Origin of the sequence: Nonomuraea sp. NPDC050022, assembly GCF_044460705.1 — a bacterium.
GTDB lineage: Bacteria > Actinomycetota > Actinomycetes > Streptosporangiales > Streptosporangiaceae > Nonomuraea.
The window spans coordinates 1,391,320-1,404,023 of sequence record NZ_JBITKE010000001.1 but is presented as its reverse complement, the minus strand read 5'-3'; the positions used below and the strand labels follow the sequence as shown (position 1 = coordinate 1,404,023).

Sequence of the window (12,704 nt, the reverse complement as noted above, 5' to 3'; positions counted from 1 at the left end):
GAACCTGCCTAGAAGCTCCAACCTGCCCGAGAGCTCGAACCTGCCCGAGAGCTCGAACCTGCCCGAAGGAGCTACCATGCACTCTCCCGTCACGATCATCGGCGCCGGTCTCGGCGGCCTCACTCTGGCCCGTGTCCTGCACGTCCACGGCATCCCGGCCACGGTCTACGAGGCGGAGGCCTCACCGACGGCGCGCGCTCAAGGCGGGATGCTCGATATCCACGACTACAACGGGCAACTCGCCCTTGAGGCGGCAGACCTCATGGACGAGTTCCGTGGCCTTGTCCTGGAGGGCCGCCAGGCGATGCGGGTCCTCGGCCGGGACGGGACCGTCCTGTTCGACAAAGCCGACAACGGCACGGGTGGACGCCCCGAGGTGCAGCGCGGCGACCTGCGGCAGACCCTGCTCGACTCGCTCCCCGCCGGTACCGTCCGGTGGGGCCACAAGGTCAGCGGTGCCCGTGCTCTCGGCGAGGGCCGCCACGAAGTGACCTTCGCCGACGGCACCACCATCGTCACGAGCCTGCTGGTCGGTGCGGATGGCGCGTGGTCCCGGGTCCGGCCGCTGCTCTCGACCGCCACGCCCGCGTACACCGGCATGTCGTTCGTCGAGACCTACCTGTTCGACGCCGACACCCGGCACCCCGCCGCCGCGAAAGCGGTCGGCGGCGGGTCGATGGGCGCACCCGCGCCGGGCAAGGCGATCCTGGCTCACCGCGAGAGCGGCGGCACCCTGCACGCCTACGTGGCGCTCACCGAACCGCAGGACTGGTTCGCCGCCATCGACTTCACCGATGCCGCCGCGTCCGGCGCGCGGATCGCGCAGGAGTTCCATGGCTGGGCGCCGGAGCTCACCGCGCTGATCACCGACAGCGACACCGCACCGGTCCTGCGCCCCTTCTACGCCCTGCCGATCGGGCACCAGTGGGATCGGCTGCCGGGAGTGACCCTGCTCGGCGACGCCGCGCACCTCTCGGCCCCGAACGGCGAAGGCGCCAACCTGGCCATGTACGACGGCGCCGAACTCGGCCAGGCCATCGCCGCGCACCCCGACGACATCGAGGCCGCCCTCACCGAGTACGAGCAGGCCATGTTCCTCCGCAGCACCGAAGTCGCCGCCGAGGGGGCCGAGATCTACGAGATGCTCGCCGGAGACAACCCAGCCCACAGGCTGATCAACGTACTCGTCGAAGACGCGCAGACCCCCATGAGTCGCTAGGTCATGCAGGCGATGCAGCCCTGTCAGCGGCACCCCTCGGCGGCCGGCGACCGCAACAGCTCCAGCCGGCGCGGCCAAACCAGCGCCCCGAACGCCGCCGGGCCACGGGGCAGCCGAGCGGCGGGGCGCGTCTGCTTCCGGTGAGCCACCGTGAACAACCGCCAGGCCGAGCAGCAACTCTCCCGGCAGCAAGACCCGATGACCCTCGCCCAACGCCGCGCCCTCTTCCGGTGAGCCACCATGCACGACCGCCAGGCCGAGCAGCAACTCTCCCGGCAGCAAGACCCGATGACCCTCGCCCAACGCCGCGCCCTCTTCCGGTGAGCCACCATGCACGACCGCCAGGCCGAGCAGCAACTCTCCCGATAGCAAGACCCGCTGACCCTCGCCCCCGACCCGATCCGCATCTGGGTCAGCAGACCAGCCCGCCGCGCCACGCCGCGCCTCGGGCTCACGGGCGAACCGCTTGGCCGATCAGACCTGGTCGTCCTCCCCGGTCACCAGCAGCACCGGCCCGTTGATCCGCTCCACCGGAATCGCCGCCGCCGCAACAGCATCGGATCGGAGGCTGCGTTCGTAGATCGGGCGAAGGGGTGCGAGCCGTCGTGAGTGGCGTGGTCATCCGGGACATAAGACAACGGGTGGCCGCCCAGGGGCCAGATCGGTAGCCCCTTCGCCCCTTCGCCCCTTCGCCCCTTCGCCCCTTCGCCCCTTCGCCCCTTCGCCCCTTCGCCCCTTCGCCCCTTCGCCCCTTCGCCCCTTCGCCGGGCAGTATCGCTTACGGTCATGGGCGGCTCGTTGGCACATGGGTGTGGACTGCCCGCGGGAAGTTCATGCATCGTCGGGTGAAGGTGGGAGATCGTCGTCATCGGTTAGGTCTGAGGCGTACTGCCTAGGAGGTGCTGTTTCGTCGGCTTTCACGTACGTCCTTGGTGGCGTTTTGCGGGTGCGCCAGCCCTTGGCTACTCGTTCTATGTAGCCTGCGGCGGCCAGGCCGCCCAGTGCGCTCAGAGCCGTGTCCAGAGAGACTCCGGCCGCTACGGCGATGGAGGCGGGGCCTGCGGCGCCGCGTGTGGGGATGGCGTCGAGGACCCGGCTGGTCGTCTCGCTCAGTGTGTCTCGTGGGACGACCGGGCCGCGAGTTTGGGGGGCTAGGTCATCGCCTATCGAACCGACCAGGTCGATCACTTCCTCGGGCGAGGTGACGCAGACGGCCTTGCGTTCGCGAAGTAGGCGGTGGCAGCCGGCCGACATGGTGGAGGTGATCGGGCCTGGCACGGCCGCCAGGTGGCGTTGCAGTGACAAAGCGTGACCGGCTGTGTTGAGTGCGCCGCTGCGGAGTGCCGCCTCCACTACGACGGTGCCTCGTGACAGGGCGGCGATCAGGCGGTTCCTGATGAGGAAGCGCGCACGGGTGGGGTGTACGCCGGGAGGGCACTCGCTGACTACAACGCCCTGGTCGCGGGCGGCTGCGAACAGTTCGTGATGTCCGGTCGGGTAGCTGACGTCGACGCCGCAGGCCAGGACGACGACCGTCGGGGAGTCGGCGGCCAGACTGCCGCGATGGGCCGCGCCGTCGATCCCGAACGCACCGCCCGAGACCACTGTCCAGCCGGAGTCACTGAATCCCACGGCGAACTGAGCCGCGACGTGCACACCATACGCCGTGGCAGCCCGTGCGCCGACTACGGCGATCGATCGCAGGCAGGAGAAGCGCAGGTCGGCCGAGCCGTGGAGCCACAGGCCGAGCGGGCGGCGCGGTCCGAGTTGGTCCAGCTGAGTAGGCCATTCTGGGCTGCCGGGGATGATGAATCTTGCGCCGCTTCGTTCGCCGTTGGCGAGGTCGGCTGCGGGATCGGCGGACTCCAGACGGGCGCGCCAGGCGCGAAGTCGCTGGGTGAGCTCTGTTATGCGGCGCTCTGTGAGGGCTGTGCCGAGTTGCTGGGCGAGGCCTGTGACGTGTTGCTGAGTGGAGTCGGAGATCCGTTGCTGAGGGATGGTCGTTCCGCATTGCCCCCCGGAGTCTGTGGTCTGCCTCTGGGTGGGATTGTCTCTGAGTTGCCAGCTTGGGTCATTTGGCGGACGTTTAGTGAGGTCGGCTGCGATGTGCCGCCATGTTGGGTCCGCGATGTGTTGCTGAGTGGGGTCCGGAAGGTGTTGCCGGGTGGGGTCCGCCAGTTGGTGCTGGGTGGCGTCCGGGAGGTGCCGCCCGTTGGGGTTCGCCAGTTGGGGTTGGGTGAGGTCCGGGAGGTGCTGCCCGTTGAGGTCCGCCAGTCGATATTGGGTGGGGTCCGGGATGTAGTGGTCTTGGGTTTCCTGGGTGATGAAATCGGGCGGGAGGGTCTCCGTGCGTACAGCGTCGATTGCTGCCTCGGCGCCGCAGCAGGCGACGAGGCGACCCATCGTCGGGTCTCCAGCGTCGGCTACGCGCATGAGGGCGGCCCTCGCCTCCACTTCTGCTCTCGTCATCGACGCTCCTGAGGGGTGGGAATGTGGGCTTCGGGTGCGCCGAGCCTCGGTGGTGGCTGCGCGGCGGGTTGAGGGGTCACGTGTTCACCCCCAGCCACAAGGCGAGGGCTGTCGACGTTTCCGCGTCTTCGGGGCGGGGTTTGCCTGCCAAGTCCGTAAGGGTCCACGCGACTCGTAGGACGCGATCGAGGCCGCGCGCGCTGAGGGTGCCCGAGTCGAGGGCGGTCGTCATGCACTTCATGGCGGCATCTGAAGGGCGGTAGTCGGCGTGGAGGGCGGCGGACGGGATTTCGGCGTTCGTGCGCCAGGCTGTGCCGGCCAGGCGTTTGGCGGCTCGATGGCGGGCTGCCAGCACGCGCTCGGCCACGATCTTGCTCGGTTCGACGAACTGGCGGTCGGCCATGAGCTCGCGTCTGGACGTACGGGCGACTGTGACCTTCATGTCTACGCGGTCGAGAAGCGGGCCGGACAGTCTGGCCAGGTAGCGGCGTCTCATCGTGGGTGAGCACTGACAGCTTTCCCCCTGGTCCTGGGGCTGGGCGCAGGGGCAGGGGTTGGCCGCGAGGACGAGCATGAAGCGGGCCGGGAAGGTGACGGAGCCGGCTGATCTGCACACCGTCACGCGACCGGCCTCCAGGGGCTGGCGGAGGGAGTCGAGGATGTGGCGGGGGAATTCGGGGGCTTCGTCCATGAACAAGACTCCCCGGTGGGCGAGGGAGACCGCGCCGGGGCGTATGACGGTGCTGCCGCCGCCGATGATGGCCGCCGCCGTGGCGGTGTGGTGAGGGCTGACGAACGGTGGTCTGCTCAGCATGGGGCTGCTGGCCGGCAGTACGCCTGCCACCGAGTGGATGGCCGTCACCTCAAGAGCGTGGTCCAGCTCCAGGTCGGGGAGGAGTGTGGGCAGGCGTTCGGCGAGCAGGGTCTTGCCTGTGCCGGGCGGGCCGAGCATCCAGAGGTTGTGGCCTCCCGCCGCGCATATCTCGAGTGCTCGGCGGGCGACCGGCTGGCCGGCCACGTCGGACAGGTCGACAGCGGGCTGGATGGTCGGCTGAGGCGACTCTGGAACGTCTTGGATGTGCCACTCGGGCAGGTCGTCTCCCCGTCGTAGCCACTCCACCAGCTGGCGCAGGTCGGTGAACGGCGCCACCTTGACGTCGGGCACCAGCGCCGCTTCCGCCGAGTTCGCGGCCGGGACGACCACCGTGACGTCTCCGTGCTCGGCCGCGCCCAGCACCGACGGGAGAACGCCACGCACGGGTCTCAGGCGTCCGTCGAGGCCGAGTTCGCCGAGGAAGAACGGCTCCGCGACCCGGTCGGCGGGGACCACCCCGGCGGCACCCAGTATGGCCACGGCTATGGCGAGATCGAACTGACTGCCACGCTTGGGGAGGCTTGCGGGGAACAGGCTTACCGTGATGCGGGCGTCTGGCCACGGGAAATGGCTGTTGACCATCGCCGATCTGACCCGTTCTCTGGCCTCGCTGAGTGCCATGTCCGGCAGGCCGATTAGGTGGATTCCCGCCAAGCCGTTGCCCACGTCGGCTTCCACTTCCACGCTGCGGCCTTTGACGCCGACCAGGGCCACGCTGCGGGTCCTCGCCACTGCCATCTCAGATCGCCCCCCGTACGTGCTGGAGGGAGTAGTCGCCGGCGAAACGTTCCAGGGCGATCACGTCGATCCTGACCGTGTCGAAGGCGCGGGGCTGGGTCATGAGCCATTTGGCGGCGAGCATGCGGAGCTTGGCCAGTTTGGCCGGTCGTACCGACTCCAAGGCTGTGCCGTGTGATCGGCTGGATCTGGTCTTGACCTCTACCACGACCAGGTTGGGGCCGTCCTCGGCGATGACGTCGATCTCGCCGTGGCGGCAACGCCAGTTGCGTTCGATGATGGTCATTCCCTCGGCTTCCAGGTAGTTGACGGCGAGTTGCTCGCCGTGTTTGCCGAGGTCGTTCCTCGCGGCCATGTGGCACCTCCGGGCCCTGACTTTCGCGGATCGGGGATGGGAGATTGGGGCCGAGCGAGGTTCTGTGGACAGAGGGGGCTGTGGGTCCGGGGGGTTGTGGATAAGTCGGGGACGGGGTTGGGCAGCTGGCACCGCGCCGGGTGAGGTGCGCTGCCGCCCCGCGTGGCCTCGCCGGATGGCCGCTCCAGATGGCCTCGCCGGGTGATCCACCCGCTCTGAGTGAGCCGACCCAGGTGATCCATTCGCCCAGAGCGAATCGGCCCGAGCACCTCACCCGCCCCGAGTGACCTGCATGTGCAGGTGGCCAGTGGCAGTGCGGGGTGACCGGCCTGTCTCGGTGCGGGTGACCCATGGCGGCTACGAGTCGGCAGTGGCAAGTGACTGCGGGCAGTGCGGGCGGCCGGTGCAGGTGCGGGTGCGGGCGGCAGCGCGAGTGCGGGAAGCGCAGGTGGCTTGGGGCGGTGCGGGTGGCTTGGGGCGGTGCGGGTGGCTTGTGGCGGTGCGGGTGGCCTGGGGCGGTGCGAGTGCGGGTGGCAGCGCGAGTGCGGGTGCCGGGTGACTGCGGGAAGTGCGGGTGGCTTGTGGCGATGCGGGTGACTGCGGGGGGTGCGGGTGGTCTTTGGCGGTGCGGGTGTTGTGGTGGGGGGCTGCGCTAGTTGGCGTGAGAGGCCGCCGAGATGCGCGACCAACCGTCCGGGTACGTGAATCGGGCGTACGAGTACGCTTGTCCGCCGTTCCGGTCCGGCATTACCGTGCCGCAGTGGATCTCTTCTCACGCTCTTGGACGGCGTTGCGTACGGCGGTCGCCGAAATCTCGGATGAGGACTTCGAGCGGCCGTCCGGTTGTGTCGGCTGGCTCGTTCGAGACTTGGTGTGTCACCTGGTCATCGACGCCCAGGACGTACTGATCACGCTGGTCACGCCCGCCGAAACCGAGCCGACCGTCGACGCGGTCACCTACTGGAACCTTGTCGAACCCCCGACCGGAGAAGATCCGCTCGATGCGCTGATCCCCCGGTTGGCCGCCGCGTATGGGGAGCCGCGGTTGCTCAAGTTCCATCTCGACGACGTCGGTTCCGCGGCTGGTCGTGCTGCCGAACTCGCCGATCCCGCCGTGCGCGTCAGTACCCGCGACGAGGTGCTGACCGTCGGCGACTATCTGTCCGCGTACGTGCTCGAATGGACCTTGCACCACCTCGACCTGATCGCGCATCTACCGTCGGCCGCCGAGCCGCCCACCGAGACCCTCGTGGCGGCGCGCGCGTCGCTGGAGAAGATCGGCGGGACCTCATTTCCCGCCTCGTTCTCCGACAAGGACGCGCTGCTGATCGGCACCGGACGTCGTATGCCGACCGACGCAGAGAAGGTCGCGCTGGGTGATTTCGCCGCTAAGCTCCCGCTTGTCCTCGGTTGAGCCGTTCACTGTGGGCAACGGCCCGTGGCAGGCTCACGGCCCGTGGCGAGCTTACGGACCGTGGCGAGCTTACGGACCATGGCGAGCTTACGGACCATGGCGGGTTTACGGACCATGGGGATCCACGGGCCACCGGGAGACGGGCCATGGAGAGGGCGACGGGTGGCCCGGTAGGCGGCTGTGCTTGGGTCCATGAAGGGCCGGCGGCCGTTGCCGGTAATCGTATGGGGATCCCGCGAGCGGCCATGGGGAAGGGACCCGGGCTGGTGGCCATGTCGTTGCGGTGCCCGGTGGCTGGCTGCGGGTAATCCCCGGCGCACGGCTGTGGATTGGCCCGGTGGATGAGCCGGGACGGCCGGGCAGTTGGTCACGGGCGGGCGAAGACCCGGGGTGTCGGCCCCCTGAGTGAATGAGTGGCCCAGGGGGCGGGGAGCCCAGCGGGTGACCCCGTGACCCCGTGGTCCGGCAACTGGCTACGGATAGGCCTCGGCCAGCGACTGTGGATTGGCCAGGCCGGCCAGGCGGCTGGTCACCCGTTGGCGGGCGGGAACCGGGGCGACTGACCCCGAGGGGGTGTGTGGCCCAGCGGGTGGGCGGCCGAGCAGCTGGGTGGCCATGCTGGCCCATGGGCAACCCTTAGGGCCGAGCCGGACGGTAACCCTTCGAGACGGGCCTGGACGGTGGTCCTTCAGGGCGGGCCTGGACGGGCCTCAGGGCTGCCAAGGGCCCCGGCCATGGGCGTTCCGGCCCCCACAGGCACTGTCCTCCCGTCAGGCAGCCCCCCGCTCCAGCAAGCCGAGCCACCCCGTACGAACATCCTCAAAAAGCGCCTACCCCGAGAACCCCTCCTTCGGCATCTCCAGGTCGGCCTTGGCCAGTTCTTCGACGTTGACGTCCTTGAACGTGACCACCCGCACATTCTTCACAAACCGCGCCGGCCGGTACATATCCCAAACCCAGGCATCCTGCATCTTCACATCGAAGAACACGTCCCCGTTCTCCGCGGTCCGGACGTCGAGGTCTACCGAGTTGGTCAGGTAGAAGCGCCGTTCCGTCTCCACGACATACGTAAACAGCCCGACGACATCGCGGTATTCGCGGTAAAGCTGCAGCTCCATCTCGGTTTCGTACTTTTCGAGATCCTCTGCGCTCATCGCGGTCCTCCTGTCGTACCGGTCTTCCGGTTCGCCTGGTCAGGCAACCCCGGCCCCCATTTCATTTTCCCCCATCTCCCTGGCCACCGTGACGAAGGAGTAACGGTGGTGGGAGCATGGCCCGTTCGTCTCCAGCGCCAGCCGATGTCCTGGGGTGACGTACCCCTTGTGCTCGGCGAAGCCGTAACCCGGGAACTCGGCGTCCAGTTCGATCATCATGCGGTCCCTGGTGACCTTGGCCACGATCGAGGCCGCCGCCACGCAGGCGGCCACCTGGTCCCCCTTCCACACCGCCAGCGAAGGCGCCGGCAGGCCCGGGACGGGGAAGCCGTCCGTGAGGATGTACCCCGGGTCACAGGTCAACCGCGCGACGGCCCGGCGCATTCCGGCCACGTTGCTCTTGTGCAGCCCCCGCGCGTCGATCTCCGCCGGGGGAATGACGACGATCCCGACGTGCGCCGAGTCCATGATCAGCTCATAGAGCCGTTCTCGTACGGCCGGCACCAGCAGTTTCGAGTCGTTGAGACCCTCGATCGGCCTGCGCAGGATGGTCGCGGCGACCACCAGCGGGCCGGCGCAGGCCCCCCGGCCTGCTTCGTCGACACCGGCGATCGGGGTCAGGCCACGGCGGGCCAATGCCCGCTCATAGGCATAGAGTCCGGAATCACGCCGGACAACGCTGGGCCGAGGGCGGAACGCAACTGTCATGACAAGAGGCAGCGTACGCCCCAATCGCCGCAAACCGCGACCGGGAGCCGCCGCTATTTGACCTTGGCGAAGGTGTCAGGGTGCATGAAGATGCTGCCTCGCGACAGCGGCCAGTAGCGCATGATGGCCTTGCCGACCACCGCGTCCTCCGAGATGAACCCGCCCCCGGGCTCCTCGACGTGGCTGCGCGAGTCGGCGGAGGCGCTGCGGTGGTCGCCCATCAGCCACAACTTGCCCGGCGGCACGGTGTACTTGAACGTGTCGCCCGACGGGAAGTCGCCCGGATAGAGGTAGGACTCCTCGTCCAGCGCCGTGCCGTTGACCGTCACCCGCTTCTTGGCGTCGCAGCAGGCCACCTTGTCACCGCCGATGCCGATGACCCGCTTGATGGTGTCCTCGCCGTTCCAGCCCTTGAACACGATGATGTCGCCGCGTTCGGGCTTGCCCGAGAGCTTGTTGACGAACACCCGGTCGTTGATCAGCAGGGTGTTCTCCATCGACTCCGACGGGATGTAGAACGATCCGATGACGTACGCCTGCAACAGCAGCGCGATGCCGACGCCGAGGACCAGCAGCAGGATCGTCTCGCGGAAGCCGCCCTTTTTCTTCTTGTTGTCCCCCGCCGCCGCCTTCTTGGTGAAGGACATCAGGGCCTCCTGCTTCGCCTGCGCCGACGGATCAGCACCAAGGGTAGTGCTCCCGCGAACCCGGCGACCAGCGGCACGGAGCCGCCCATCGCCTGCAATGCCGGCTGCGCGAACGTGTCGGGGATGGGCAGCGTGGTCGCCCTGTTGAACGGCCATACGATGACGAACGCCCGCCCGACCACCTGGCCCACGGGAATCGAGCCGCCGCCCGGGTCACCCTGGTGCGAGCGCGAGTCGAGCGACACCGAGCGGTGATCGCCCATCACCCACAGCCGCCCCTCAGGCACCTTGATGTCGAAGAACTTGTCGGAGGGCACATTGCCCGGATAGAGATAGCTACCCTCGTCGATCGCCACGCCGTTGACCGTGATGCGCCCCTTGGGATCGCAGCACTTGACGTGGTCGCCGCCGACGCCGATGACCCGCTTGATGTAGTCCTTCTCACCGGGCACCACGCCGAACGCGGTGCCGACCCAGCGGAAGAACGCCGCGACCGGGTTGGACGGCTCCTCCATCTCGAACTCGCCGTCCCAGGAGTCGACGCCCGAGAACACCACCACGTCGCCGCGCTCGATGTCACGCGTGTGGTAGACCATCTTGTTCACCAGGACCCGGTCGTTCTTCAGGAGAGTGTTCTCCATCGACTCCGACGGGATGTAGAAGGCCTGGATCACGAACGTCTTGATGATCAGGGCCAACACCAGCGCCACGACGACCAGGACGGGAAGTTCTTTCCAGAACGATCCCTTTTTGTCCTTCTTGCCGCCCTTTGCTGGCTTCTCTGTTTCTTCGGCGACCACGTCCACCTCGTCCTTGACAGGGCGGCGCGACGCGCCGTGCTCCTGGCTCTCGCTAGTCATCGCTGACGAGCCTAGATGATGCGTCGGCTCGACAAGTCTCGACCGACGTTACACCCGCGCCCGAGTCGCTCCACATAAAGGAAATGCCCCTGCAAAGCCGAATGGCCCGCGCAAGACGCGGGCCATTCGGAAAGGTCTGTGTCACTTGGCGGGCACGGCCTCGCGCTTCTCGCGGATCCGCGCGGCCTTGCCGCGCAGATCACGCATGTAGTAAAGCTTGGCGCGACGCACGTCACCACGGGTCACGAGCACGATCTTCTCGATGATCGGGCTGTGCACGGGGAAGGTCCGCTCGACGCCGACGCTGTAGCTGACCTTGCGGACCGTGAAGGTCTCGCGGGCGCCGCTGCCCTGCCTGCGCAGCACGAAGCCCTTGAAGACCTGGACGCGGGAGCGGTTTCCTTCGACGACGCGGACGTGAACCTCGAGCGTGTCACCGGGGCGGAAATCCGGCACGTCGCCGCGCAGGGTCGCCTTCTCGAGCTCCTGGATCTTCGTGTGCATGAGAGCTGTCCTCAAGTCCTCGCGAGCACGCGGAGGTCCACCCGGCCTGAGCTCGCGGCGGACGCGCCTGCTGATTCGATGAACCCGGGACTGTCCCCCGGGCATGGCAGACCAACCACATGATGGTCGGTAGCGCTTCAGTTTGCCATATCTTCCGGCTGGAAGCGAAACGAGAGCTCCTCCAGCAGCCGCCGGTCGTGCTTGTCGAGCGCCTCGGGGTCGAGCGCCGCCGCCAGCTCGGGCCGGTTGGCTACAGTACGGCGCAGCGCCTCGTCACGCCGCCACCGCGCGACCTTGCCGTGATGCCCGGACAGGAGTACGGGCGGCACCTCGTGTCCCCGCCAGACCGGCGGCTTGGTGAAGACGGGGCCTTCGACGAGGTTGCGCATGGCCCCCGGCGCGAAGGAGTCGTCGACGGCCGAGTGGGCGTTGCCGAGCACGCCGGGCAGCAGCCTGCCGATGGCCTCCACCATCACCAGCGTCGCGACCTCGCCGCCGGCCAGCACGTAGTCGCCGATGCTGATCTCGTCGACGCGCAGGCGCGTGCCGTATTCGGCCATGACACGCGAGTCGATGCCCTCGTAGCGCCCGCACGCGAACAGCAGCCAGGGCTCGTCCGCGAGCTCCTGGGCTAGCTCCTGGGTGAACGGCCGCCCGCTCGGCGTGGGCACGATCAGACGCGGCAAGCCGCCCCCAGCGACCGCAGCCGGCGAGCCGCCGGCGATCACCGCGTCGATGGCCTCGCCCCACACCTCGGGCTTCATGACCATGCCGGGTCCGCCGCCGTAGGGCGTGTCGTCCACGGTCTTGTGCACGTCGTGCGCCCAGTCGCGGAGCTGGTGCACCCGGACGTCGAGGGTGCCGCGCTCGCGGGCCTTGCCGATGAGGGAGACGTCGAGCGGCGCGAAGTATTCGGGGAAGATCGAGACGACGTCGAGCCGCATCACAGCAGCCCTTCGGGCGGGTCGACGACGAGCCGGCCGCCGTCGAGATCGACCTCGGGCACCAGGGCCTTGACGAACGGGATGAGCGCGTCGTCCTGGCCGCTCCGCCGTACGACCAGGAGGTCCTGACCGTGATGGAGCACGTCGGTGACCTCGCCGACGGCCTCCCCGGAGACGGTCACGACCGCGAGCCCGATGAGCTGGTGATCGTGGAACTCGTCGGGGTCGTCGGAGGGCGTCACCTCGTCGGAGTCGATGACCAGCATCGTGCCGCGCAGTTCCTCGGCCGTGTCGCGTTGGGTCACCCCGGCGAAAGTGATCAGCAGCGCGCCCTTGTGCCAGCGGCGGCTCTCGATGACCAGCGGCCCCCTGTCGGCGGGATCGGTGGCGACGGCCGCGCCGACGGCGAAGCGAAGCTCGGGATCGTCGGTGCGCACCTCCACGGTCACGTCGCCGCGTACTCCGTGCGGGCGGCCTATCCGGCCGACGACCAACTGCACGTGAACTCCCACCTTTTCTAACGCAAGCGCCCCCATCGGCAAGAAACCGATGAGGGCGCAGGAACCTGACGCTAACGGACGGCTTCGTCCAGGTCGAGCAGATCGACCCGGACGTACTTCCCGTCGGCCAGGGCATTCACGACAGTGCGCAGCGCCTTGGCGGTGCGCCCACCGCGACCGATGACCTTACCCAGGTCCTCGGGGTGCACCCGGACCTCCAGGACGCGCCCGCTGCGAATGCGGCGTGCGCGGACCCGGACATCGTCTGGATGTTCGACGATGCCCTTAACGAGGTGCTCGAGAGCCTCCTCGAGCACT

The 12,704-nt window shown here is 68.3% G+C and carries 13 protein-coding genes; 2 read left to right on the top strand and 11 right to left on the bottom strand.

All coding sequences use genetic code 11. The annotated features are described in order from the left end of the window. Positions 1-76 precede the first annotated feature (76 nt). Positions 77-1,219 (top strand): NAD(P)/FAD-dependent oxidoreductase, encoded by a 1,143-nt coding sequence (locus tag ACIBO2_RS06170; protein WP_358553744.1) that lies wholly within the window; start codon positions 77-79, stop codon positions 1,217-1,219. 831 nt (positions 1,220-2,050) lie between these two features. On the opposite strand, the gene dprA is transcribed toward ACIBO2_RS06170, so the two are convergent. The 3 genes from dprA to ACIBO2_RS06155 all read right to left on the bottom strand — a co-directional run bounded on the left by dprA (position 2,051) and on the right by ACIBO2_RS06155 (position 5,655). Then, the gene (gene dprA / locus ACIBO2_RS06165; RefSeq protein WP_397295619.1) at positions 2,051-3,622 is read right to left on the bottom strand and encodes a DNA-processing protein DprA; all 1,572 of its coding nucleotides are present in this window, start codon (positions 3,620-3,622) and stop codon (positions 2,051-2,053) included. A gap of 142 nt (positions 3,623-3,764) precedes the next feature. Then, entirely contained in the window at positions 3,765-5,300 is a 1,536-nt protein-coding gene (locus ACIBO2_RS06160; protein WP_358553740.1) for a YifB family Mg chelatase-like AAA ATPase, read from the bottom strand. A 1-nt stretch (position 5,301) separates the two neighbouring features. After that, the gene (locus ACIBO2_RS06155) at positions 5,302-5,655 is read right to left on the bottom strand and encodes a YraN family protein (protein ID WP_357942951.1); all 354 of its coding nucleotides are present in this window, start codon (positions 5,653-5,655) and stop codon (positions 5,302-5,304) included. A gap of 760 nt (positions 5,656-6,415) precedes the next feature. Between ACIBO2_RS06155 and ACIBO2_RS06150 the strand changes: the two genes are divergently transcribed. Continuing rightward, the gene (locus ACIBO2_RS06150; protein WP_397295723.1) at positions 6,416-7,069 is read left to right on the top strand and encodes a maleylpyruvate isomerase N-terminal domain-containing protein; all 654 of its coding nucleotides are present in this window, start codon (positions 6,416-6,418) and stop codon (positions 7,067-7,069) included. Positions 7,070-7,899: 830 nt separating this feature from the next. On the opposite strand, the gene ACIBO2_RS06145 is transcribed toward ACIBO2_RS06150, so the two are convergent. The 8 genes from ACIBO2_RS06145 to ACIBO2_RS06110 form a co-directional block, all read right to left on the bottom strand. Beyond that, positions 7,900-8,223 (bottom strand): DUF2469 domain-containing protein, encoded by a 324-nt coding sequence (locus ACIBO2_RS06145; protein WP_026215037.1) that lies wholly within the window; start codon positions 8,221-8,223, stop codon positions 7,900-7,902. Between the two features lie 39 nt (positions 8,224-8,262). Further along, positions 8,263-8,931, bottom strand: a complete 669-nt coding sequence (locus ACIBO2_RS06140) for a ribonuclease HII (RefSeq protein WP_358553738.1) — start codon at positions 8,929-8,931, stop codon at positions 8,263-8,265. 53 nt (positions 8,932-8,984) lie between these two features. Beyond that, positions 8,985-9,578 (bottom strand): signal peptidase I, encoded by a 594-nt coding sequence (gene lepB / locus ACIBO2_RS06135; protein WP_358553736.1) that lies wholly within the window; start codon positions 9,576-9,578, stop codon positions 8,985-8,987. Next, complete coding sequence (gene lepB, locus ACIBO2_RS06130; protein ID WP_358553734.1) at positions 9,578-10,438, bottom strand: signal peptidase I; 861 nt, start codon at positions 10,436-10,438, stop codon at positions 9,578-9,580. Before lepB (ACIBO2_RS06130) ends, lepB (ACIBO2_RS06135) begins: the two co-directional genes overlap by 1 nt. A gap of 141 nt (positions 10,439-10,579) precedes the next feature. Next, a complete protein-coding gene (rplS, locus tag ACIBO2_RS06125; protein WP_214641562.1) occupies positions 10,580-10,942 on the bottom strand; it encodes a 50S ribosomal protein L19 in 363 nt (120 codons plus the stop codon). 137 nt (positions 10,943-11,079) lie between these two features. Then, positions 11,080-11,886: a tRNA (guanosine(37)-N1)-methyltransferase TrmD gene (trmD, locus tag ACIBO2_RS06120; RefSeq protein WP_358553732.1), complete on the bottom strand. Its 807-nt coding sequence runs from the start codon at positions 11,884-11,886 to the stop codon at positions 11,080-11,082. Continuing rightward, positions 11,886-12,386 (bottom strand): ribosome maturation factor RimM, encoded by a 501-nt coding sequence (gene rimM, locus ACIBO2_RS06115; RefSeq protein ID WP_358553730.1) that lies wholly within the window; start codon positions 12,384-12,386, stop codon positions 11,886-11,888. Before rimM ends, trmD begins: the two co-directional genes overlap by 1 nt. 71 nt (positions 12,387-12,457) lie before the next feature. Further along, positions 12,458-12,703, bottom strand: a complete 246-nt coding sequence (locus ACIBO2_RS06110; protein WP_020546537.1) for an RNA-binding protein — start codon at positions 12,701-12,703, stop codon at positions 12,458-12,460. Position 12,704 lies beyond the last annotated feature (1 nt).

What these genes read in the sequence shown, in the direction of transcription:
- ACIBO2_RS06140 (WP_358553738.1), bottom strand. Translation starts at nt 8,931, where the DNA reads ATGACAGTTGCGTTCCGCCCTCGGCCCAGCGTTGTCCGGCGTGATTCC.
- dprA (WP_397295619.1), bottom strand. Translation starts at nt 3,622, where the DNA reads ATGGGTCGCCTCGTCGCCTGCTGCGGCGCCGAGGCAGCAATCGACGCT.
- lepB (WP_358553736.1), bottom strand. Translation starts at nt 9,578, where the DNA reads ATGTCCTTCACCAAGAAGGCGGCGGCGGGGGACAACAAGAAGAAAAAG.
- ACIBO2_RS06160 (WP_358553740.1), bottom strand. Translation starts at nt 5,300, where the DNA reads ATGGCAGTGGCGAGGACCCGCAGCGTGGCCCTGGTCGGCGTCAAAGGC.
- ACIBO2_RS06145 (WP_026215037.1), bottom strand. Translation starts at nt 8,223, where the DNA reads ATGAGCGCAGAGGATCTCGAAAAGTACGAAACCGAGATGGAGCTGCAG.
- ACIBO2_RS06155 (WP_357942951.1), bottom strand. Translation starts at nt 5,655, where the DNA reads ATGGCCGCGAGGAACGACCTCGGCAAACACGGCGAGCAACTCGCCGTC.
- trmD (WP_358553732.1), bottom strand. Translation starts at nt 11,886, where the DNA reads ATGCGGCTCGACGTCGTCTCGATCTTCCCCGAATACTTCGCGCCGCTC.
- lepB (WP_358553734.1), bottom strand. Translation starts at nt 10,438, where the DNA reads ATGACTAGCGAGAGCCAGGAGCACGGCGCGTCGCGCCGCCCTGTCAAG.
- ACIBO2_RS06170 (WP_358553744.1), top strand. Translation starts at nt 77, where the DNA reads ATGCACTCTCCCGTCACGATCATCGGCGCCGGTCTCGGCGGCCTCACT.
- rplS (WP_214641562.1), bottom strand. Translation starts at nt 10,942, where the DNA reads ATGCACACGAAGATCCAGGAGCTCGAGAAGGCGACCCTGCGCGGCGAC.